We start from the raw sequence: 20,310 nt of genomic DNA on the forward strand, positions 1-20,310 counted from the left end.
TGGGACGCAGCCCAGGTCGGGGACGGCGAGCAAGGGCCTCGCCGACACCCACCATGCCACGGGGAAGCCGGGCAACAGCTCAGACGGTGATGGGCTTTTTCTCCACGGGAGCCTCAAAGCCCACGCACAGACGGTTCCAGACATTGATGCAGCCGATCGCGTAGCTGAGCTCCACGATTTCGCGCTCGCTGAAGTAGGGGCGCAAGGCCTCGAAGTCCTGCGGCCCGGGATGGGCCTGGCTCAGCTGCGTGCAGCGCTCGGCCCAGTTCAGCGCGGCGCGCTCGCGCATCTCGAACAATTCCACCTCGCGCCAGACCACCACGCTGTTGATGCGCTGCAGGTCCTCGCCGCGCGACAGCAGCTCGCGCACATGCATGTCCACGCAGAAAGCGCAGCCGTTGATCTGCGAGACGCGCAGATAGACCAGCTCCAGCAGCTGCACGCCGAGGCTGGAGCGCGCGATCAGGGCGTTGAGGCCGGCCTGCGCCTTGTAGAGCTCGGGGGCCAGCGCACGGAAGTCCAGGCGCGGCGCGGGGATGGCAATAGGGTTGGCGGCGGGATTGGCGATGTCGGACATGTGAATACTCCTTGAGGGACATTGCAGGCCCGCCCCAGCGGCCGGCCCATACCTCTTAGACGCGGCAGCGCTGCGGTTTGTGACAGGCCTGGCCGTTCATCGCCGGGTTATCAATAGACATAGCTCCTATCGCCCGGTGTAAAACAAATTCAGCAATAAAACCATCTGAATCTGTTGATTGACTTGCGGTAACAGCTATTGCTTTCTTCGCCTTCTGCGACGGGCGTCGCCCATCAGGCCATCAGGCACCCGGCACGAGCACGCGGGTCAGCTTGTCCGGATTGCGCAGCGTGTAGATGCGCCGGATCAGTCCGTCCTCGACCAGCAGCGTCTGCACCGACTCCACCTGGCCATCCACGCAGCGCACCAGACCCGGCAGGCCGTTGACCCGCGCCAGATGCAGGGTCTGCTCCTGCCCGTCGCGGCGCAGGCGTCGGGCCGTGGCGAAATACAGCAGCGCCAGGCGGCGCCCGGTTTCCAGCACGCGGCCAAAGGAAGCCACCTTGCCGCCGCCGTCGCTGATCAGCGCGGCATCGGGCGCGAAGAGCGCCTGGATCTGCGCCAGATCGCCGCCCCGCGCAGCCTGGGCAAAGCGGCGCAGCAGCTCGGCATGGGCCTGTGCGGGCGCCTCGAAGCGCGGCCGTCCGGCCTTCACATGGGCACGCGCGCGGTGCACCAGCTGGCGGCAGGCGGCCTCGCTGCGGCCCAGCGCCTGGGCCACTTCGGCATAGTCGGCATCGAAGACCTCACGCAGCAAAAAGGCCGCGCGCTCCTCGGGCGTCAGCTGCTCCAGCACGAACAGCAGCGCCGTGGAGACGTCATGGGCCTGCTCCAGCAACTCCTCGGCCGAGGGAGCGGCCTCGGTCCAGGGCTGGACCAGCGGCTCCGGCAGCCAGAAGCCCGCATAGTGCTCGCGCTCCACACGCAGGCGCCGCAGCCGGTCTATGGCCAGCCGCGTGGCCGTGGTCACCAGCCAGGCCTCGGGCTGGGCAATGGCGGCGCGCTCGCTGTCCTGCCAGCGCAGCCAGACATCCTGCACCAGGTCCTCGGCCTCGGCGCGCTGGCCCAGCATGCGGTAGGCCAGCCCGAACAGGCGCGGGCGATGGCGCTCGAAATCCTGCAGTCCCGCATCGGCGGACGGCGCAGCGTGGGAAGTGGGGCTCACGTGATGTCTCCTGCAAATAGGCCGGGCCAGCCACCCAGTGTGACAGGCCCCAAGCCTTAGACGCAGAACCAGCGCACTTTGTGACAGGGTGCCGGCTTAAAACCGGCGCGCCCTGAGCCAGAGACACCGAGGAAGGGCCGCCCCGCACCGAAGGTGTCGTCCCCTTGGGGGGAAGCGGCGCCGCCGCTCATGGGGGACCTCAATACCCCACCGCGCACCCGTCCTTGCGCGGATCGGAGCCCGCGATGTAGTGCTCGCCCTCGCGCAGCACCAACTGGGCGCCGCCAAAGGCGAACACGCCATGGCCGGCCTCGACGCCGACCTCATGGCCGCGTGTGCGCAGCTGCTCGACGACGGCGGCATCGAAGGACGGCTCCACGGCCACGCCCTTGCCGCCGGTCACGCGCCAGCGCGGTGCATCGGCCGCAGCCTGCGGGTTCTGGCCGTAGCGCAGCACGCGCAGCGCCATCTGCAGATGGCCCTGGCTCTGCATGGGTCCGCCCATGACGCCGAATGCCATTTGCGGCCTGCCGTCGGCATGCATGGCAAAGGCCGGAATGATGGTGTGCGAGGGGCGCTTGCGCGGGCCGACCTGGTTGGCATGGCCAGCCTCGGTGCTAAAGCCGTGGCCTCGGTTCTGCAGGCTGATGCCCGTGCCCGGCACGACCACGCCCGAGCCGAAGCCCATGTAGTTGGACTGGATGAAGGAAACCATCATGCCGCTGGCATCGGCCGCCGCCAGGTAGACCGTGCCGCCGGGACGCGGTGCGCCATAGCTGGGCAAGCTGGCCTTGTCACGGTCAATGAGCTGGGCGCGTTCGCGCAGGTAGTCGCGGTCCAGCAGTTGCGCAGGAGTGACGCGCATATGCTCCAGGTCGGCGTTGTACTGGTGCAGGTCGGCAAAAGCCAGCTTCATGGCCTCGATCTGCAGGTGCACGCTGTCCACGCCGTCCAGCGGCTGCGATCCGATCGGATCGCCACCCGCACCCAGCTCGTCCAGCATGCCCAGCGCCATCAGCGCCGCAATGCCCTGGCCGTTGGGCGGAATCTCGTGGATCACCGAGTCGCCGAACTTCTGCGACACCGTTCCCACCCAGTCGGCCTGGTGCGCGGCCAGGTCTTGCTCGCTCATCACGCCACCGCAGGCCCGCGAATGCTCGACCATCTTCCTGGCCAGCGCCCCGCGGTAGAAGGACTCGCCCATGGTGGCGGCAATCTCCTCCAGCGTGCGCGCATGGGCTTCACTCCTGAATACCTCACCGGCCCGGGGCGCGCGGCCGCCTGGCAGAAAGCACTCGGCAAAGCCGGGCTGGTCGCCCAGTTTCTTGCCGCCCAGCTCCCAGAGCGTGGCAATCGTGGGCGAGACCGCGAAACCGTTGCGTGCATAGGCTATGGCGGGCTGGGCCACCTGCGCGAAGGGCAGCTTGCCGAAGCGCTTGGACAGCGCCACCCAGGCCGACACGGCACCCGGCACGGTCACGGCGTTCCAGCCCTTCTCCGGTATGCCGCCCAGCTGGGCAAAGTAGTCGGGCGTCCAGCCCGCAGGCGAGCGGCCCGAGGCGTTGAGGCCGTGCAGCTCCTTGCCGTCCCAGACGATGGCAAAGCCGTCGCTGCCGATGCCGCAGCCCGTGGGCTCGACCACGGTGAGCGTCATCGCCGCGGCCAGCGCCGCATCCACGGCATTGCCGCCTGCCTGCAGCATGGAGAGGCCGGCCTGCGCGGCCAGCGGCTGCGAGGTACTGACCACGTTGCGCCCCAGCACCGGCGAGCGGTGCGAGGCATAGGGAAGCGTCCAGTCCTTGACGAGGTTGGTCATATCTAAGTCCGATCAGTGATTCATGGGCGTGGCGTCTAAAGCTGACACGCTCCAGGCCAGAGGCATCGAGCAAGAGCCGCCTCGCGGCGAGGATGCCGTCCCCCTCCCAGGGGGAAGCGGCGTAGCCGCACAGGGGGTTTCATACGTCATTCCAAAGTGATGTGGTTGTCCCTGATGACCTTGGCCCAGCGCGCGCTGTCGGCCTGCACCATGGCCGCGAACTGCGCGGGCGTCTGCGGCTTGGCGGGCTCCACGCCCTGCTTGGCCAGGCTGGCGATCACCTCGGGATTCTGGATGGCGCGGTTGAAGGCCTGGTTGATCCGGCCGACCAGCTCGGGCTTCATGCCGGCCGGGCCGTAGACACCGAACCAGGTGACCGAGGAATAGCCTGGCAGGCCCGATTCGGCCACCGTGGGCAGATTCGGAGCCAGCGTGCTGCGCCTGTCGCCGGTCACGGCCAGGGCACGCAGGCGGCCGCTGGCCACATGGGGCATGCCCGTGGGAATGGAGTCGAACAGCAGATGCACCTGGCCTGCCGCCAGATCGGTGATCGATTGCGCGGTGCCCTTGTAGGGCACATGGGCGAGCTGTATGCCGGCCTGCGCAGCAAAGGCGGCGGTGTTCAGGTGCACGATGGTGCCGTTGCCGCTGCTGGCGTAGTTGAGCTTGCCGGGGTTGGCCCTGGCATAGGCCATCAGCTCCTGCACGCTCTTGACCGGCAGCGAGGGCGTGACCAGCAGCACGCTGGCCGCGTCCGCCGTATGCGCGATGGGACTGAAGTCCGTGTCCGCCTTGTAGGCCAGCCTGGGCATCAGATGCGGCGAGATGGCATGCGTGCTGCTGGTGGTGAACAGCAGCGTGTAGCCGTCGGCCGCCGCCTTGGCGGCCTCGGCCGTGCCTATGGTGCCGCCTGCGCCGGGCCGGTTGTCGATGACCAACTGCTGGCCCAGCTCCTGCGATACGCGCTGCGCGATCACGCGTGCCACCAGATCGGTGGCGCCGCTGGCCGGAAACGGCACGATCACGCGCACCGGTCGGCCGGGCCAGGCGGCCTCGCCCTGGGCCAGGGCCGGCAAGGCCAGCAAGCCGCCGGCCACGGCCGCAGCGGCCTGGAGCCACTGGCGACGCGTCGTTGAAACAGTAAACCGTGCCCGCATGGGAACTCCCGCAGAAATGGAGGGCTGGCCGCTGCCTGGCGACCATCGAACGGGAGATCTTAGAAAACCGGGGCATTTGCCGCTATCGGCAAATTTGCAAGCCATCGTTGCCGAAAAAGCAAACCGGGCACAATGGCGATTTGCTTTCACCGACTGCCATGCCCGAGTCCCGCCATTTGCTGCTGCAAGACACCGCGCTGCGCTACTTCCACGAAGTCGCACAATGCGGCTCGCTGAGCGAGGCTTCGGCAAGACTGCATGTGGCGGCCTCGGCCATCAGCCGCCAGATCGCGGCGCTGGAGGCGCGGCTGGGTACGCCGCTGTTCGAGCGCCACCCGCGCGGCATGGTGCTCAACGCCGCCGGCGAGATCCTGGCCGATCATGCGCGCCGCGCGGGGCTGGACGCCGAGCGCGCGCTGGACGAGATCAAGGCCTTGCAGGGCCTGCGCAGCGGCAAGGTGCGCATCGCCAGCTCCGATGCCTTCGCCAGCGAATTCCTGCCGCGCCTGTGCGCTGCCTTCCAGCGCGAGCACAGCGGCATCGTCTTCGAGGTGACGGTGCTGCCCACGCACGAGGTTTCCGGTGCCGTGCGCACCGGCATGGCCGACATAGGCCTGTGCTTCAGCCGGGCCCCCGAGCCCGGCATCACCGTCGCCTGCCGCGTGGCCGCGCCCGTGCTGGCTCTGGTGGCATCCGGCCATGAGCTGGCGCAGGAGCGCAGCGTGGCACTGGCCAGGCTGGTGCGCTATCCGCTGGCACTGACACCGCCCAGCACGGCCGTGCGCCAGCTGCTGGACGCCGCCTGCAGCCGCCAGGGACTGATGCTGGTGCCGGCCCTGGAGAGCAATCACGGCAAGACGCTGCTGAACTTTGCGGCCCAGGGCACGGCGGTTGCCGTGGCCAGCGAAATCGCCGCCCGCGACATGGTGGCCACAGGCGCGCTTGTGGCCGTGGCGCTCAGCGACCGTGGCATGGATCTGCGCGATATCGAGGTGCAGACCCTGGCCGGCCGCACGCTGCCGCATGCGGCGCAGTCCTTTCTGGAGCTTTTGCAGCTGCGCCTGCCTGCCGCCTGGTGATACGGCAGCCGCTCGCGCCGACTCAATCCGGCTTGGGGCGCAGTACCAGCCATAGTGACAGCGCAATCAGCCCGCCCCCCATGGCATGAGCGACGGTCAAGGACTCATCGAGCAGGGCCCAACCCCAGAGCACTGCAAACACGGGCACGATAAAGGTCACGGTCAGCGCCTTTTGCGGGCCTTCATCGGCAATCAGCCGGAAATACAGCACATAGGCCAGAGCCGTGCTCAGCAAGCCCAGCAGCGCCACATTGCCCCATGCCAGCAGAGGAGCGGCCTGGAGCCTGGCCAGCATGCCGGGCTCCAGTGCCATGTCGATGAGCAGCGCCGGCGTCAGTACCATCAGCGCACCGAGCTGGCTGATGAAAACGGCGGCGCGCGTGTCCACGGTCGCATTGGCACCGGCCAGCCTGAGCGTCAGATAGCTGGAAAACGCATAGCAGACCGTGGCCACAAAACAGGCCGCCATACCACCCAGCACGGCACTGCTGAGATCCAGCGGCCCGGCCTGGGCCAGCACCGCCACGCCGCCAATCCCGAGCAGCACGGCAGCCACACGCGCGGGCGTAATCGCCTCGGCAAACACCAGCGCCCCCACCACGGTAGCAACCAGTGGCGTGGTGGCATTGAAGATGGCGCTATAGCCCGATGGCAGCACCTGGGCCGCCAGCGCGTACATGAGAAAGGGGATGCCGGAATTGATGACGCCCAGCCCCAGCAAGGGCCAAAGATAGCGTCCCGGCCTGGGCCGGTAGCCCATGGCAAACAACGCTGCGCCAAGGCCCAGCGCTGAAAACAGGCCGCGTCCCACGGCCGTGGGCACGGCCCCCAGATGGGGTACGGCCACGCGCATGAATAAAAAACTGCCGCCCCAGAGGGCGGCCAGTGTCATGAGTCGGATCAGGCTGGCAACAGACATACAGGGCATTGTGCACAGCCCCGGCCTGCACGCCTGTGACAACTGCCGAAGGCCAATATCAGTGAATCTGCACCAGCACATCGTCCAGCGTGGCACCGGCCTCTTCGGGCACCGGGCGCGTCAGCTGCGGCACCTTGTAGATGCTGGCATCGGCATGAATGAGGCCTATGTCATAGCGCTGGCCGGCCAGATAATCACCCACCGACTCCAGCACGATGGGGCTGCGATGCAGATGCTCGGTGGCCTTGAGCTCATCGAGCGAGAGCCAGACGCTGCGCACGATGCCGTCGTCCAGACGGCGCTGGGCATGGTGCACGCCCAGATCGCCCGTGAAGGCAAAGCGCAGATAGGTAATGTCCGAGCCCGTGCGCGTGCGCACAAAACGGTTCATGTAGATGCCGACCAGGGCCGTGGGCGTGAAACTGTAGGCTGTCTCCTCCATGACTTCGCGCACACAGGCATCGACAGGGCTTTCGGAAGGGTCGAGATGACCGGCCGGCGTGTTCAGACGCAGTCCATCCGCCGTTTGTTCTTCCACCAGCAAAAAACGGCCATCGCGTTCGATGATGGCCGAGACAGTCACATTGGGTTTCCAGCGATTGGGCATGGCCGGCATTATCCTTGTCCCGAACCGACGATGTGTCAGATAAATCCCACCATATAGAGCGCTCCTTCGCCGTAACTGGCCAAATGTTGCTGCTGCGCAGCATTTGTCACGGATTCGACCACATAGCCTTGACGCTCCCAGTAAAGCCGTGATCCCTGCACCGAAACCAGTGCCGTGCGCTGCACACCGCGCGCTCTGGCCTGCGCCTTCAGGGCCTGCACCATGCGCCGCGCCAGGCCCTGACCGGCCGCAGCCTCGGACACGGCCATATCGTGCAGATAGAGCACGCTGGCGTCGTCATATTCGGCAAAGTCGCCATTGAGCGGCGTGATGGCTCCGGGGCGCGACCAGTAGGCCGCCAGATAGGCCACCAGCTCGCCCCCTTGCTCGGCCGCCCAGGAACAATGCCCGGCGGTGCGCAAACGGCGCACAAACACCTCGCGCGGCTCGGCAAAGTCCGCGCCATAGCAATGCTGCTGTATGTGCATCACGGCATCCACATCGTCCGCGCCCAGCGCGCGCAGCAGGATTGGCATCGATCCGGACATCAAATACTCTCAAATCAATAGCTGTCAACGATTACCAGTCAATGGCTGGCTACCAGTTTCAATCAAACTCAGGCACATAGCTTAGCAAGCCGTTCATCTCGCATCAGTGTGTAGGCGCTATCGCAATAGTAATGATTCTCAATTGGAAATTCGTATCGACCCTCCCTACCATTCATACATCGCTCAGGGAGAAACAGATGACACGCTTGATCAAGACATTGCGCCAGAACCAGCTCACGCTGACCAAGACCGCCAGCTACTACGTGATCCACATCACCGTGGCCGCCTGCGTCGCCTATGCCGTGACCGGCAATCTGATTGCCTCGCTGACGCTGAGCCTGCTGGAGCCCACAGTCCAGGCCTTTGCCTTCTTCTTCCATGAAAAAGTCTGGGAGCGCCGCCTGAAGAAACGCGAGCAGCAAGGGCTTGCCGGACAAGCGCTGAGCGCCTGAGAGCCGCCTATGAACACCGACCACCCCGCCACTTTTGCGCAATGGCTGCTGCGCTCCCTGGCCACGCTGGGTGACTGCAACGGCAACCTCAATGACTTGTAGAAATCATGTGTACAAGCCTTGGCATAAGCCATGGATAAATCCTGAATATCCCAGCGCCATTCTGCTTTTTTGATATTCGATGTACAGAAGCCCACGAGACCGGCTCTCCGGCGCCATTGCCACCTGTGGATAAATCCTGCAGCACACGCCCATGGGTTTGCGGCTATTTGCCAAACCGGGCCCAAGGCCAACAATGGCCGGGAATCCAAGGAGTTCCCATGCAGCTTGCAGACCGCCAGACATCCGCAGACCTCGCGCGCCACGACGAACAATGGCTGAGCGCCCACTGGATGCCGTTCACCGGCAACCGCAACTTCAAGGCCAGGCCCCGCATCATCACGGGCGCCCAAGGCGCCTACTACAGCGATGCCGATGGCCGGCGCATTTTCGACGGCCTCTCGGGCCTGTGGTGCTCGGGGCTGGGCCATGGGCGCCGCGAGATCGCCGAGGCCATTGGACAGGCTGCGCTGCAGCTCGATTACGCTCCCGCCTTCCAGTTCGGCCACCCGGCCTCGTTCGCGCTGGCCAACCGCATCGTGGCACTGATGCCCCAGGGGCTTGAGCATGTGTTCTTCACCGGCTCGGGCTCGGAAGCCGCCGACACCTCGCTGAAGATGGCGCGCGCCTACTGGCGCGCCAGGGGCCAGGGCACAAAAACCCGGCTGATCGGCCGTGAAAAGGGCTACCACGGCGTGAACTTTGGCGGCATCTCGGTAGGCGGCATGGGGGGCAACCGCAAGATGTTCGGCCAAGGGATCGAAGCCGACCATCTGCCGCACACCCAGCCGCCACCGGGTTCGTTCTTCAAGGGCCAGCCCCAGGCCGATGGACGTGCCCTGGCAGACCGGCTGCTCGATCTGATCGCCCTGCATGACGCCAGCAATATCGCCGCCGTGATCGTGGAGCCCATGTCGGGCTCGGGCGGGGTGGTGATTCCGCCCGCCGGCTATCTCCAGCGCTTGCGCGAAATCTGCACCCAGCACGACATCCTGCTGATCTTCGACGAGGTCATCACGGGCTTTGGCCGCCTCGGAGCGATGACGGCGGCCGAGGCCTTTGGCGTGACGCCGGACATCATGAATATCGCCAAGCAGGTCAGCAATGGTGCCCAGCCGCTGGGAGCCTGCGTGGTCTCGCCCGCCATCTATGACCAGTTCATGGCAGCCGGAGGGCCTCAGTACATGCTGGAGTTTGCCCACGGCTATACCTATTCGGCCCATCCCGTGGCCTGCGCGGCAGGCATTGCCGCACTGGATCTGCTGGAGCGCGAAGACGGCCCGGGCCGCGTGCGCGCGCTGGCCCCCTTCTTCGAGCAGGCCGTGCACAGCCTCAAGGGCGCCAGGCATGTGCTGGACATCCGCAATATCGGCCTGGCGGCAGGTCTCACGATCGCCCCGCTGCCCGGCGAACCCGCCAGACGCCCTTACGAGATCGCCATGAAATGCTGGGAAGCCGGCTTCTATGTGCGCTACGGCGGCGACACGATTCAGCTGGCGCCGCCCTTCATCAGCGAGCAGGCCGAGATCGAGCGGCTCATCAACGCACTGGGCGATGCGCTGCAGGCCACCGACTGAATTATCAAATCAATAGCTTCAATCGCTTACCACGCAAGCGATTGAAGCTTTTTTATCCAATTTCAGGAAAGCCGTGCCGCCAGGGCTTCGAATTCGGCGACAGGCACTTCTTCCGCGCGGCGCTGCAGGTCGAACTCGCCGGCAAAGCCCTTGGTTTCCAGCCACTTGCCCAGGGTGTTGCGCAGGATCTTGCGGCGCTGGCTGAACGCCACCTGCACCAGCTCTTCCAGCAGCTTGGGATCGAGATCCGCAGGCTGCTCGCGCGGAATCATGCGCACCACGGCACTGTCCACCTTGGGAGGCGGATTGAAGCTGCCCGGCGGCACGAACAGCACATCTTCCATGGCGTAGCGCCACTGCAGCATCACCGACAGACGGCCATAGGCCGAGGTGCCGGCGTCGGCCACCATGCGGTCTATGACCTCTTTTTGCAGCATGAAATGCTGATCCTGCACCACATCCACCTGCTCCAGCAGATGGAAAAGAATGGGGCTGGAGATGTTGTAGGGCAGATTGCCGACCACGCGCAACTTGGCCACGCCCAGACGCGCAGCCAGCGCACGGAAGTCCACCTTGAGCACATCGGACTCGACCACATCGAGATCGTCGCGCAGACGCAGACGGGCCGCCAAGTCGCGGTCCAGCTCGATCACGGTGAGCTTGCCCAGGCGCTCGACCAGGGGCTGGGACAGCGCCATCAGGCCGGGGCCGATCTCGACCATGGGTTCGCCCGCCTTGGGGTCGATGGCCTGGACGATGTTGTCGATGATGGCGCCGTCGGTCAGGAAATTCTGGCCGAAGCGCTTGCGGGGAATATGTTTCATGAATGCGAAAGCGGTGCCTGGGCACCGCTTGGAATGGGGAGGAGCTCCGATGCCCGGTGCACAATCATGACACTACCGGGCACTCAAGCGGATTGAATGGACTTATTGGGGTGGCTCGCGGTATTCCACAAAGGCCTTGCCGCGCAGCTCCTTGAGCCAGGTTTCGTAGTCCTGTTCGGCCTTGCGATCGCGCACCACGTTACGCACCATTTCGCGCTGTTCGCGTTCGGTGAGCTTTTCCTGGCGACGTTCGATCAGCTGAATCAGGTGCACGCCGAAACGCGACACCACGGGGTTGCTGATCTGGCCGGGCTGGAGGCTGTCGAGCACTCGCTCGAACTCGGGCACGAACTGGCCTGGCGAGGACCAGCCCAGATCACCGCCATTGCGGGCGCTGCCGTCCTTGGAGAACTCCTGCGCCAGTTGCTGGAAGGTGGCCTGACCAGCTTCCACACGGCGCTTGTAGTCCTCCAGGCGCTTGGCCGCCTGCGCTTCGGTCATGCCCTCACCCACGGTCAGCAGGATATGGCGGCTGTGGTTCTGCGTGATGTACACGGGCGCACCGGACTGGGACTTCTCCAGCACCTTGAGCACGTGGAAACCGGCACCCGAACGGAACGGGCCGACGATGGCGCCGACCGCCGCATTGCCCACTTGCTGAGAAAACAGCTCGGGGTAATCGCTCATGAGGCGCATGCCCATGGCGCCGCCACCCTGGCCATTGGGCACATCCGAGAACTCACGCACGGCAGCGATGAAATCGGGATTCTTGCGCGCCGCTTCTGCCGCCTGCTTGGCCTTGGCTTCGCGCTCCGCCACCACGGCAGGGCTGGCGTTTTCCGGCACGGTGATCAGGATATGACCCAGATTGGCTGCCGCACCAGCCGCCGCATCGCCGGGGCGCCTTTGCTCCTTGAGATAGCGATCGATGTCGGCTTCCGTGACCTTGACGCGGCCATCCACATCACGCTCGCGCACACGCTGCATCAGCATCTGGTTGCGGATCTCCGAACGGAACTGCGCTTCGGAAATCCCTTCGGCCTTCAGGCGCGACAGCAGGCCGGCCTTGTCGGTACTGTTCTGGCGCGCCACATTGGCCACGGCCTGATCGACCGTCATGTTGTCAATGTTGATGCCCGTGTCCTTGGCTTCCTGCAACTGCACGCGTTCGACAATCAGGCGCTCCAGCACCTGGCGGGCCAGCTCGCTCTGGGACGGAAGCTGGCCGCCCTGCTCGGTCACGTTCTGCGCCACGCGCGCCATGCGCGCACGCACTTCGTTATTGGTGATGGGCTCGGAATTGACCACGGCCACGATGTAATCGGCCGAGCGAACACCCTGTGCGGCTGCCGGAGCCTGACGCCCCGAGGGCTGGGCCGTAGCCTCCAATGCGCGCGAGATGGAGGAGTCCTTGCCAGCCTTGGCCTTGCTGCCGGGACTCTTCAGGCCCTGGGCCTGTACACCGGCAGCCATTACAGCCAGTGCCACGGCAACAGCACATGCATTGGATGTCTTGGAGAAAAAACGCATGAAAAAAGCCTTGATTAATCGTAATTGGTAAAGCGGCTGGGCGGAGTCACCGCCTCACGCAAATATTGATAGCGCGGCACATTCTGCTTGAGGCTGGAGGTGGGATCGGCACCAAAGCTCAGGCGCGAGAAGCCCACGAACTCCATCTGGAACAGCAGACGCAGATTGGACTGGATGAACGAGCTTTGCAGACGCTCCAGCACCACACGGCCAATCCAGCAGCAACCGTCGTATTCCAGGCCGACCACGGTATCCACCAGCTTGTTGTCCTTGATGGAGTAGTTGAGGCGGCCCACGGCATACCAGCGGCCACCGCCCTGACCGCGACCGGCGCCCAGTTCCTTGCCCTTGTCACCCCAGAGGTCGTTGATGGGCCATTGCCAGCCCACGTCCACCAGCTCGCTGGAGGGCTTCTTGGTGACCGTATCCAGCTGCGTGCGGTAGCCAATGTTGAAGGTGCGATAGTTGCCCGGACTGTAACGCACCGTAGCCGTGGTACGCACCGTGCGATTCAAGTCCTTGTTGTACTGGGTCGTGCCTTCCAGCGACCACTTGTCGGTCCAGTTGAAGGCCGCGCCCAGCAGGATATCGGACAGCTTGCTGGTGGCAGCCACCTCACCGGGCAGCAGCACGCGCTGATCGGACAGGCGAACGCGCTGGGCCACGGCGAACTTGAGCTTTTCTGCGCCGCTTTCGGGGTCGATGAAGCGCGAGGTCGCGCCCAGCGTCATCAGGTGGTTATCGGCAATGCGGTCCTGACCGACATAGTCGTTCTCGGAAAAAATACTCGCGAAGTTGAAATCGCTGCGACCCGTATCGTAGAGCGGCAGCATGCTCTGGTCGCGATAGGGCGTATAGGTGTAGAAGGCCCGGGGCTCGAAGGTCTGCAGCAGATTCTTGCCGAACCAGGAGGTGTCGCGCTCGAAGATCAGGCCGCTGTCCAGGCTGAAGGTGGGCAAGGTCCGGTTGGCGCTCTTGCTGCCGTTGCTCATCAGCTGATCGGTCTGATACATGGAGGTATGCAGCATCAGCTTGGGCGTGATGAAGGCGCCGGGAGACAGGAATGGCCGGCTCAGCTGTGCCTGCACATAGCTGCGCTGACCGTTGTTGCCGACCTGACCCGTGATGGGGCGAATCAGCTCGAAGCGTGTGGTGTCGGCCACCACGGAGAAATCCAGCCCATGCGGCAGGTCCAGCGGCGTGTAGCGGTACTGCAGCTGCGGCACCATGCTGTAGGGCGGCGCAATCGGCGAAGTCACATCCTGCTGCACCTGGTAGCGCAGCACATTGAGGCTCAGCACCCCATCGCCCTTGGCCCAGCTCAGATTGGCCGTGCTGGGCAGCAGGCGCTGGCGCAGCGCCACGGGAGCCAGGCGGAAGTCGCGCCAGTAATCACCGTCGCTGACGCGGTTCAGATTGAGGTTCAGCCCCAGACCGCCGACCGGCGTATCGAAGCTCGCACGATGCTGCCAGGAATAACCCCAGCGATCGCGGTTGCGCAGATTGTCGCCCGGCATGTAGCTGGCATAGGTCTCGCCCGAGTAGCTGGGCTCCAGATAGCGGAACTGTCCCGTCAGGTTCACGCCGCGCTTGGTCATCAGCGTGGGCGTGATGGTCATATCGCGATTGGGGGCGATATTCCAGTAATAGGGCTGTGAATACTCGATGCCGCCGAGCTTGTCCATGCCTATCATGGGCGGCAGCAGGCCCGATTTGCGCTTGTCCGAGAGCGGAAAGCTCATGCGCGGCACGGGCAGGACGGTCACGCCCTTGAACTTCAGGGACGCACCCTCGGCCACCCCCACCTCTTCGGCCATGTCCAGATGAATGGTCTTGGCCTCGAGCACCCAGCTCGGCTCCCAGCTGGCCTCGTCATCGCGCTGGCAGGTGGTGTAGGTGGCGTCATGGACGACCGAACGATCCTTGTCGATGAAATCCACTCGCGAGGATTCGCCATGGCCGCCCGTGGCCAGAAAGCGATAGTTGGCATTGTCGAACTGGCCCTTGAAGGCATCCATCTGCAGATCCAGCACCGTACCCTCGTAGACATTGCCGGCCTGGTTGATGTGGACCGAGCCCACGGCGTTGATCCTGTCGTCCGGAACCGCATAGTCGAGCTTGTCCGCGCGGATCATGGTGTCGCCGCGGCGCAACTCTGCCTCGCCATGAACCGAGGCCTTGATATCGGGCTGACCGGACAGGCTGTCACCTTTGATATAGATGGGCTGCTGGTCGCGCACTTCCTGAGGATAGCTCTCCTGCAACAGACTGCTGGACTTGAGTTCCAAGGCTGGCAGCTCGCCCGCGACGCTGGAGGAGGACAATCCGCTCGCAGTGTCGGCAGACTGGGCATGGACTTGCATGCCAGCACCCGCCCATGCCAGTGCCACAGCCCATGCCAGAGGACGAATCACCGGCCGAGCAGCTCCCGCACGCGTCGAACGGGCAGGGCAGGCAGGTAGGAAATCTCGCGGATGGGATGGGGATTGCACGATGATCTTGAACGTCAAAAGCGCGCGTGCCCTGGCACACGTCAACAGAAAACCGAGAGCCTAGCACCACTGTCCACAGATGCGGCGGCATCGGTTTGTAAAATCCGATTATCCATGACCGCTCCTATCACCCCCACAGTTGGCGTTGCCTGGGCAGATTCTGCCCGCCACGCCGCATTCGACGCCTGGCTGGCACCGCTGGCTCAAAAGCACCAGCTGCTTCCCGCAACCCTGCGCCCCGCTTCGGCCGATGCGAGCTTTCGCCGCTATCTGCGCCTGGATCGCAGCGATGGCAGCAGCCTGATCGTCATGGACGCGCCACCAGACAAGGAAGATTGCGCGCCTTTTGCCAAGGTTCAGGGCCTGATGAACCAGGCCGGCCTGTGCGTGCCGCAGATCCTGGACTGGGACGCCGGTCACGGCTTCATGCTGCTCAGCGACCTGGGCGGCCAGACCGTCATCGAGGCTCTGAACCCCGAAAAACCCCAGGATGCCGAAGCCTGGTACCGCTCGGCCATCGAGGTGCTGCTGGACTGGCAACTGGCCTCCAAGGCCGGCAATACCGGCAGCTTGCCTCTCTATGACGAGGCCCTGCTGCGCCGCGAGCTACAGCTGTTTCCCGACTGGTACATCGCCAAGCACCGCCAGTTCACGCTGGACGACAAGCAGCAGGCCCTGCTCGGCAAGACCTTCGATCAGATCGTCGCCCACAATCTGCAGGCTCCCTGCGTGTATGTGCACCGCGACTTCATGATGCGCAACCTGATGCAACCTGTGTCCAGCGGCGCGCCGCTTGGCGTGCTGGATTTTCAGGATGCCGTCTACGGCCCCATCACCTATGACATCGCCAGCCTGCTGCGCGATGCCTTCATCAGCTGGGAAGAGGACTTCATCATCGACATCACCATCCGTTACTGGGAAAAGGCCCGCAAGGCCGGCCTGGTGGGCGCCAACAGCGCCAGCGGCTGGGGTGATGACTTCGGGGAGTTCTACCGTGGGGTTGAATGGATGGGCCTGCAGCGCCACCTCAAGGTTGCGGGTATCTTTGCGCGCCTGACGCTGCGCGACGGCAAGCCCAGGTATCTGGCCGATGCGCCTCGTTTCATCCACTACATCCGCTCCACCTGCAACCGCTATCGCGCGCTGGGCCCGTTCCTCAAATTGATCGACGAGATCGAAGGCATCCAGACGCAGGTGGGTTACGCCTACGGGCGGATGTGAACACACCCCCTGAGCCGCTTTGCGGCTTCCCCCTCTCTCGCCTTGCTTCGCAATGCGGGAGGGGGACGACGCCCTGAGCGTAAGGGGCGGCCCTTGCTTGGCGTCCCTGAGGTGATTCAGCGCCAGTTTTGCGAGCCACGGACTCTGCGTGGCACCATGAATCACGAACCCCGAATTTTTCCCTATGCCGCGCTATCACTGCCCTATTCCACTGCACATCGGCAACGAGCTGGACCTGCCTGCAGGTGCCGCCCGCCATGTGCAGGTGCTGCGCCACCAGCCCGGCGATGTCATCACCCTGTTTGAGGGCCAGACCGGCAACGGTTTTACCGGCGGCGAGTTCCAGGCGACCATCACCCACATGGGCCGCAGCGATGTGAGCGTGCGCGTGGACAACCACAGCCCCGTCGAGCGCGAAGCCGCACGTGCCGTGCACCTGGTCGTCGGCATGCCCGCCAACGAGCGCATGGACTGGCTGGTGGAAAAAGCCACCGAGCTGGGCGTTGCCAGCATCCAGCCCGTGATGGCGGCGCGCAGCGTGCTCAAGCTCAAGGGCGACCGTGCCGACAAGAAGATCGAGCGCTGGCAGTCGATTGCCGTCTCGGCCTGCGAGCAATGCGGCCGCAACCAGGTGCCCGTGATTCACGCGCCCCAATCGCTGGCCGACTGGCTGCGCAGCCAGCAAGCCGCAGCGGCCGATGCGACGCGTCTGGTGCTGTCGCTGCGCGAAGACAACCAGCCGCTGCGTACCGCCGCCGGCGATGCTCAGGCAGTCTGGGTGCTGCATGGCCCCGAAGGGGGCCTGACCGCCCAGGAAGAAGACTGGGCACTGGAGCAGGGCTGGAAGCCTGCCAGTCTCGGCTCCCGCGTGCTGCGCGCTGAAACGGCATCGGTTGCCGCCCTGTCCCTGCTGGCCCTGGAGTAAATCAATGAGCAGCTGTCACCTCTCTCTGGCCAAGCCCGAGTTTTATCTGCAGAACTTTCGCGTGGAGGCTCCCGAGTCTCTGCCTGAAGCCGTGCTGACCCCCAGGCGCATGGGTCTCATCATCGTCAATGCAGCCGCAGAATCTTCTGCAGCGCTCTTGGGACGTACGTTTACCGCTCCTGAAGAAGGAGCACCCGCACTGCCGGTGGAACGGCTGCTGGTGCCGGCCAGCTTCGGCCTGGTGCCGCACTGGGTGAAGTCGGCCTCGGACGGCCGCCTGCGCGCGCTCAAGCTGGTGAATGCAAAGATAGACAATCTGACCACGGGAACGGCCTTTCGCGATGCCTGGCTGGCAGGCCAGCGCTGCATCGTGCCGCTGCAGGCCTTTCAGGTCGACGACCTGCGCCCCGGCAAGCCCCTGCCGACCCGTATCACCCGCGTGGACAACCAGCCCATGGGTGCCGCCGGCGTCTGGGCGCGCTGGGTGGGCGAGGACGGCGAGGTCATCGTCAGCTATGCCCTCATCACCATCAATGCCAATGCCCATGCGCTGATGAACCGCTACGGCCAGCCCGGCAACGACAAGGCCATGCCCGCCATCCTCAACGAAGGCGCATACGACGCCTGGCTCAATGCCAAGGTCAACAAGGCCAAGGAGTTTCTGCGCCCCTACCCTGCGGAAAAACTGCGTGCCAACCCCGTGGAAAAAGGCCGCAAGCAGCCGCCACAGCAGTGGTAATCAGGGGGCTGGAAACTGCTGCTCCAGCCACTGCTCGAGCCGCGCAAACACGGGGGCTGCCAGCTCGGGGCTCTCGTTGAAGATCTCGTGATAGGCCGCCTCGAAGCACTGGGCCTGCACCAGATCGCGTGGCGCCTGGGCGACAAAGGCGGCACTGCCGGCCGGATTGACCAGCTTGTCCTGTCCGGCCCATAGCAGCAGCGTGGGCACGCACCAAGCCGTGGCCTTTGACAGCACGTGGCGGCCGCCCTCGGCCATATAGCGCGCCAGCCGGGCGCTGATGCGTCTGTGCTGCAGTGCATCGGCGTCATAGGCCTGGACCACTTCGGGATCATGCGAGAGATGCGCGGACTGCACGCCATTGGCTACACGCAAATTGGGCAGCAGCCTGGGCAGGCTCGCCACCAGCGCCTTCTGCACTCCTGACAGATGCAGGGCCAGCGCCGGCGAGGACAGCACCAGCCCGTCCACATGACGCAGGCCGGACGCGACAAAATCCGCCGCCACCAGTCCACCCAGGCTGTGCCCCAGCAGCACCAGGGGCTGATGCTTGGGCATGGCTGCACGGGTAGCGTCCACCACCACCGCCAGATCGTCGAGCAAGCGCATATCGCTGGTCAGGCCGCCCTGCGGCCCGCCCGACAGGCCGTGGCCGTACTGGTCATAGGCCCGCACCGCAAAGCCCCAGTCATTGAGCCGCTGCGCCAGCGCGGCATAGCGGCCGCTGTGCTCGCCCAGGCCATGAACCAGCAGCACCTGGGCACGGGGCTTGGCGTGCGGCGCTGGCGGCCAGTCGCGCAGCGCAAGCTGGGTGGCGTCCGATGCGGCCATATGCAGCAGCCGGGACGTATGGGTACTGGAATCGGTGGGCGTCATGCGCGATCTCTTCAAGCTGGCAAGAGCTTGCAGGATGCAGCCGCCGCCAGCGCACGTCAACCATGGCAGTCCTCGGTCCGACCACAGAAAATCGACAGCGCCAATCTCAAAAAACAGCTGTCAGCGCCTTGAAAATCAGCACTGGCCGCTGTTTGGCAATGACTCTTCAAGCCTGCGCCGCCTCAGTCTGATGGCGGGCCATGGCGGCAATCACCTCGGCCACCGACGCCGTGAGCTTCTTGGCATAGGGCACATGGAGGAATTCGTTGGGGCCGTGGGCATTGCTCTTGGGGCCGAGCACGCCGCAGACCATCATCTGCGCCTTGGGAAAGCCCTTGCTCAGCATGTTCATCAGCGGAATCGTGCCGCCCTGGCCGATATAGCCGCAACTGGCGCCGAAGTGCGCCTGGCTGGCGGCATTGAGCGCATTCTCGAACCAGCCGTCCATGCCCGGCGCATTCCAGCCGCTGGAGCTGGAAAGGCCTTCCCAGGTCACCCTGGCCTCATAGGGCGCGTTGTCCTCCAGCAAAGCCTTCATCTCCTGCACGCAGGCTGCGGCATCGACCAGCGGCGGCAGGCGCAGGCTGAGCTTGAAGGCCGTGTAGGGGCGCAGCACATTGCCGGCATTTTGCAGATTGGGCATGCCCTCCACACCGGTCACGCTCAGCGTGGGCTCCCAGGTTCGGCGCACCAGGGCCTGGACCGGATCGGTGGTCGTGGGCAGGGACACACGGGCCGAGCCGCCGCAGTCGTAATGCGCCCAGGGAAAGCGCGCATAAGCGTCCTCGCCGAGGATCTCCGCCGTGGCACGGATCTGCGCCATGCGCTCGACCGGCACCTCGCAGTGAAAGCTCTGCGGCAGCACGCGGCCATTCTTGCTGTCCTCGAGACGATCCAGCACCTGGCGCATGATGCGAAAGGACGAGGGCACCACGCCCGAGGCATCGCCCGAGTGCACGCCCTCGGTGAGGATCTGCACCTTGAGCGTGCCGCTGGCCATGCCGCGCAGGCTGGTGGTCAGCCACAGCTGGTCGTAGTTGCCGGCACCGCTGTCCAGACAGATCACCAGGCCCACATCGCCCAGACGCGGGCGCAAGGCATCCACATAGGGCAGCAGATCGGCCGAGCCGCTTTCCTCGCAGGTCTCGATGATGGCCACGATGCGCGGATGGGGCACATTCTGGCGCTTGAGCTCCTGAATCGCCGCCACGCTGGCATAGACCGCATAGCCGTCGTCGGCGCCGCCACGGCCGTAGAGCTTGCCGTCCTCGTACTTGGGCGTCCAGGGGCCCAGATCGCTGCGCCAGCCTTCGAACTCGGGCTGCTTGTCGAGGTGGCCGTACATCAGCACCGTGGGGCTGGTCGAGGCCTTTTCGGCCGTGCCTTCCACCTCGAAGAAGATGACCGGCGTGCGCCCCGGCTGCTGAATCACTTCCAGCGTCAGCCCGGCCACCTTCTGCGCCTCCACCCAGGCCGCGGCATTGCGCAGCACAGTGGCGATATGGCCTTGCTGCTCCCAGTCGGGGGCAAACATGGGCGACTTGGCGGGGATGGTGATGTAGTTGGTCAGCTCGGGGACGATGCTCTGGTCCCACTGCTCGGTGATGTGCTGCAGCGCGTCCTGTGGCTGCAGCAGATTGGTGGGAGTACGTGCGTTCATGGTCGGCTCCTTCAGTGACGGGGCTACGAGCCATGACGGGCCCGCGC

Annotated in this window: 18 protein-coding genes; 6 read left to right on the forward strand and 12 right to left on the reverse strand. The window is 65.0% G+C overall.

Annotated elements, in window-relative coordinates; translation table 11 throughout:
• Nucleotides 1-79: 79 nt before the first annotated feature.
• The 4 genes from F0P97_RS26840 to F0P97_RS26855 all read right to left on the reverse strand — a co-directional run bounded on the left by F0P97_RS26840 (nt 80) and on the right by F0P97_RS26855 (nt 4,715).
• Nucleotides 80-577: a carboxymuconolactone decarboxylase family protein gene (locus F0P97_RS26840; protein WP_182285045.1), complete on the reverse strand. Its 498-nt coding sequence runs from the start codon at nt 575-577 to the stop codon at nt 80-82.
• Nucleotides 578-818: 241 nt separating this feature from the next.
• Nucleotides 819-1,742: an RNA polymerase sigma-70 factor gene (locus F0P97_RS26845; RefSeq protein WP_182285046.1), complete on the reverse strand. Its 924-nt coding sequence runs from the start codon at nt 1,740-1,742 to the stop codon at nt 819-821.
• Between the two features lie 199 nt (nt 1,743-1,941).
• Nucleotides 1,942-3,558, reverse strand: a complete 1,617-nt coding sequence (locus tag F0P97_RS26850; protein WP_182285047.1) for a gamma-glutamyltransferase family protein — start codon at nt 3,556-3,558, stop codon at nt 1,942-1,944.
• 146 nt (nt 3,559-3,704) lie between these two features.
• Nucleotides 3,705-4,715 (reverse strand): Bug family tripartite tricarboxylate transporter substrate binding protein, encoded by a 1,011-nt coding sequence (locus tag F0P97_RS26855; RefSeq protein ID WP_182285048.1) that lies wholly within the window; start codon nt 4,713-4,715, stop codon nt 3,705-3,707.
• 158 nt (nt 4,716-4,873) lie between these two features.
• Between F0P97_RS26855 and F0P97_RS26860 the strand changes: the two genes are divergently transcribed.
• Complete coding sequence (locus tag F0P97_RS26860) at nt 4,874-5,794, forward strand: LysR family transcriptional regulator (protein ID WP_182285049.1); 921 nt, start codon at nt 4,874-4,876, stop codon at nt 5,792-5,794.
• Between the two features lie 22 nt (nt 5,795-5,816).
• Here F0P97_RS26860 and F0P97_RS26865 read toward each other — a convergent pair whose 3' ends face one another.
• Genes F0P97_RS26865 through F0P97_RS26875 form a run of 3 tightly spaced genes read right to left on the reverse strand, consistent with a single transcriptional unit; the run spans nt 5,817 to nt 7,868 of the window.
• Nucleotides 5,817-6,713 (reverse strand): DMT family transporter, encoded by an 897-nt coding sequence (locus tag F0P97_RS26865; RefSeq protein ID WP_182285050.1) that lies wholly within the window; start codon nt 6,711-6,713, stop codon nt 5,817-5,819.
• A 58-nt stretch (nt 6,714-6,771) separates the two neighbouring features.
• Nucleotides 6,772-7,329 (reverse strand): NUDIX hydrolase, encoded by a 558-nt coding sequence (locus F0P97_RS26870; protein WP_182285051.1) that lies wholly within the window; start codon nt 7,327-7,329, stop codon nt 6,772-6,774.
• Between the two features lie 26 nt (nt 7,330-7,355).
• On the reverse strand, nt 7,356-7,868 hold the full coding sequence (locus F0P97_RS26875; RefSeq protein ID WP_182285052.1) for a GNAT family N-acetyltransferase: 513 nt from the start codon (nt 7,866-7,868) through the stop codon (nt 7,356-7,358).
• Nucleotides 7,869-8,065: 197 nt separating this feature from the next.
• Between F0P97_RS26875 and F0P97_RS26880 the strand changes: the two genes are divergently transcribed.
• Nucleotides 8,066-8,320 carry a DUF2061 domain-containing protein gene (locus tag F0P97_RS26880; protein ID WP_182285053.1) on the forward strand — a complete coding sequence of 85 codons (255 nt, stop codon included), beginning with the start codon at nt 8,066-8,068 and terminating at the stop codon, nt 8,318-8,320.
• Nucleotides 8,321-8,640: 320 nt separating this feature from the next.
• Complete coding sequence (locus F0P97_RS26885) at nt 8,641-9,996, forward strand: aspartate aminotransferase family protein (protein WP_182285054.1); 1,356 nt, start codon at nt 8,641-8,643, stop codon at nt 9,994-9,996.
• A gap of 62 nt (nt 9,997-10,058) precedes the next feature.
• On the opposite strand, the gene rsmA is transcribed toward F0P97_RS26885, so the two are convergent.
• The 3 genes from rsmA to F0P97_RS26900 form a co-directional block, all read right to left on the reverse strand.
• Nucleotides 10,059-10,820, reverse strand: a complete 762-nt coding sequence (rsmA, locus tag F0P97_RS26890) for a 16S rRNA (adenine(1518)-N(6)/adenine(1519)-N(6))-dimethyltransferase RsmA (protein WP_182285055.1) — start codon at nt 10,818-10,820, stop codon at nt 10,059-10,061.
• A gap of 102 nt (nt 10,821-10,922) precedes the next feature.
• A complete protein-coding gene (locus F0P97_RS26895) occupies nt 10,923-12,350 on the reverse strand; it encodes a peptidylprolyl isomerase (protein WP_182285056.1) in 1,428 nt (475 codons plus the stop codon).
• 14 nt (nt 12,351-12,364) lie between these two features.
• Nucleotides 12,365-14,713, reverse strand: a complete 2,349-nt coding sequence (locus F0P97_RS26900) for an LPS-assembly protein LptD (protein ID WP_232538075.1) — start codon at nt 14,711-14,713, stop codon at nt 12,365-12,367.
• 243 nt (nt 14,714-14,956) lie between these two features.
• On the opposite strand from F0P97_RS26900, the gene F0P97_RS26905 reads away from it, so the two are divergent.
• From F0P97_RS26905 to F0P97_RS26915, 3 genes are all read left to right on the forward strand, one after another.
• Nucleotides 14,957-16,063 (forward strand): aminoglycoside phosphotransferase family protein, encoded by a 1,107-nt coding sequence (locus F0P97_RS26905; RefSeq protein WP_182285057.1) that lies wholly within the window; start codon nt 14,957-14,959, stop codon nt 16,061-16,063.
• A 184-nt stretch (nt 16,064-16,247) separates the two neighbouring features.
• Nucleotides 16,248-16,988 carry a 16S rRNA (uracil(1498)-N(3))-methyltransferase gene (locus tag F0P97_RS26910; RefSeq protein ID WP_182285058.1) on the forward strand — a complete coding sequence of 247 codons (741 nt, stop codon included), beginning with the start codon at nt 16,248-16,250 and terminating at the stop codon, nt 16,986-16,988.
• 4 nt (nt 16,989-16,992) lie between these two features.
• Nucleotides 16,993-17,727, forward strand: coding sequence for an SOS response-associated peptidase (locus F0P97_RS26915; RefSeq protein WP_182285059.1), 735 nt, complete (start codon nt 16,993-16,995; stop codon nt 17,725-17,727).
• Here F0P97_RS26915 and F0P97_RS26920 read toward each other — a convergent pair whose 3' ends face one another.
• Nucleotides 17,728-18,603 carry an alpha/beta hydrolase gene (locus tag F0P97_RS26920; RefSeq protein WP_182285060.1) on the reverse strand — a complete coding sequence of 292 codons (876 nt, stop codon included), beginning with the start codon at nt 18,601-18,603 and terminating at the stop codon, nt 17,728-17,730.
• A 166-nt stretch (nt 18,604-18,769) separates the two neighbouring features.
• Complete coding sequence (locus tag F0P97_RS26925; RefSeq protein WP_182285061.1) at nt 18,770-20,263, reverse strand: M20 family metallopeptidase; 1,494 nt, start codon at nt 20,261-20,263, stop codon at nt 18,770-18,772.
• Between the last annotated feature and the right edge of the window lie 47 nt (nt 20,264-20,310).

Origin of the sequence: Comamonas testosteroni (genome assembly GCF_014076415.1) — a bacterium.
In the GTDB taxonomy this organism is placed as follows: domain Bacteria; phylum Pseudomonadota; class Gammaproteobacteria; order Burkholderiales; family Burkholderiaceae_C; genus Comamonas; species Comamonas testosteroni_F.

Bases quoted from the DNA above. Each gene is read 5' to 3' on its own strand.
- F0P97_RS26860 (WP_182285049.1), top strand. From the start codon at position 4,874: ATGCCCGAGTCCCGCCATTTGCTGCTGCAAGACACCGCGCTGCGCTAC.
- F0P97_RS26865 (WP_182285050.1), bottom strand. From the start codon at position 6,713: ATGTCTGTTGCCAGCCTGATCCGACTCATGACACTGGCCGCCCTCTGG.
- rsmA (WP_182285055.1), bottom strand. From the start codon at position 10,820: ATGAAACATATTCCCCGCAAGCGCTTCGGCCAGAATTTCCTGACCGAC.
- F0P97_RS26855 (WP_182285048.1), bottom strand. From the start codon at position 4,715: ATGCGGGCACGGTTTACTGTTTCAACGACGCGTCGCCAGTGGCTCCAG.
- F0P97_RS26910 (WP_182285058.1), top strand. From the start codon at position 16,248: ATGCCGCGCTATCACTGCCCTATTCCACTGCACATCGGCAACGAGCTG.
- F0P97_RS26920 (WP_182285060.1), bottom strand. From the start codon at position 18,603: ATGACGCCCACCGATTCCAGTACCCATACGTCCCGGCTGCTGCATATG.
- F0P97_RS26870 (WP_182285051.1), bottom strand. From the start codon at position 7,329: ATGCCGGCCATGCCCAATCGCTGGAAACCCAATGTGACTGTCTCGGCC.
- F0P97_RS26850 (WP_182285047.1), bottom strand. From the start codon at position 3,558: ATGACCAACCTCGTCAAGGACTGGACGCTTCCCTATGCCTCGCACCGC.
- F0P97_RS26905 (WP_182285057.1), top strand. From the start codon at position 14,957: ATGACCGCTCCTATCACCCCCACAGTTGGCGTTGCCTGGGCAGATTCT.
- F0P97_RS26895 (WP_182285056.1), bottom strand. From the start codon at position 12,350: ATGCGTTTTTTCTCCAAGACATCCAATGCATGTGCTGTTGCCGTGGCA.
- F0P97_RS26915 (WP_182285059.1), top strand. From the start codon at position 16,993: ATGAGCAGCTGTCACCTCTCTCTGGCCAAGCCCGAGTTTTATCTGCAG.
- F0P97_RS26900 (WP_232538075.1), bottom strand. From the start codon at position 14,713: ATGCAAGTCCATGCCCAGTCTGCCGACACTGCGAGCGGATTGTCCTCC.
- F0P97_RS26925 (WP_182285061.1), bottom strand. From the start codon at position 20,263: ATGAACGCACGTACTCCCACCAATCTGCTGCAGCCACAGGACGCGCTG.
- F0P97_RS26840 (WP_182285045.1), bottom strand. From the start codon at position 577: ATGTCCGACATCGCCAATCCCGCCGCCAACCCTATTGCCATCCCCGCG.
- F0P97_RS26885 (WP_182285054.1), top strand. From the start codon at position 8,641: ATGCAGCTTGCAGACCGCCAGACATCCGCAGACCTCGCGCGCCACGAC.
- F0P97_RS26875 (WP_182285052.1), bottom strand. From the start codon at position 7,868: ATGTCCGGATCGATGCCAATCCTGCTGCGCGCGCTGGGCGCGGACGAT.
- F0P97_RS26880 (WP_182285053.1), top strand. From the start codon at position 8,066: ATGACACGCTTGATCAAGACATTGCGCCAGAACCAGCTCACGCTGACC.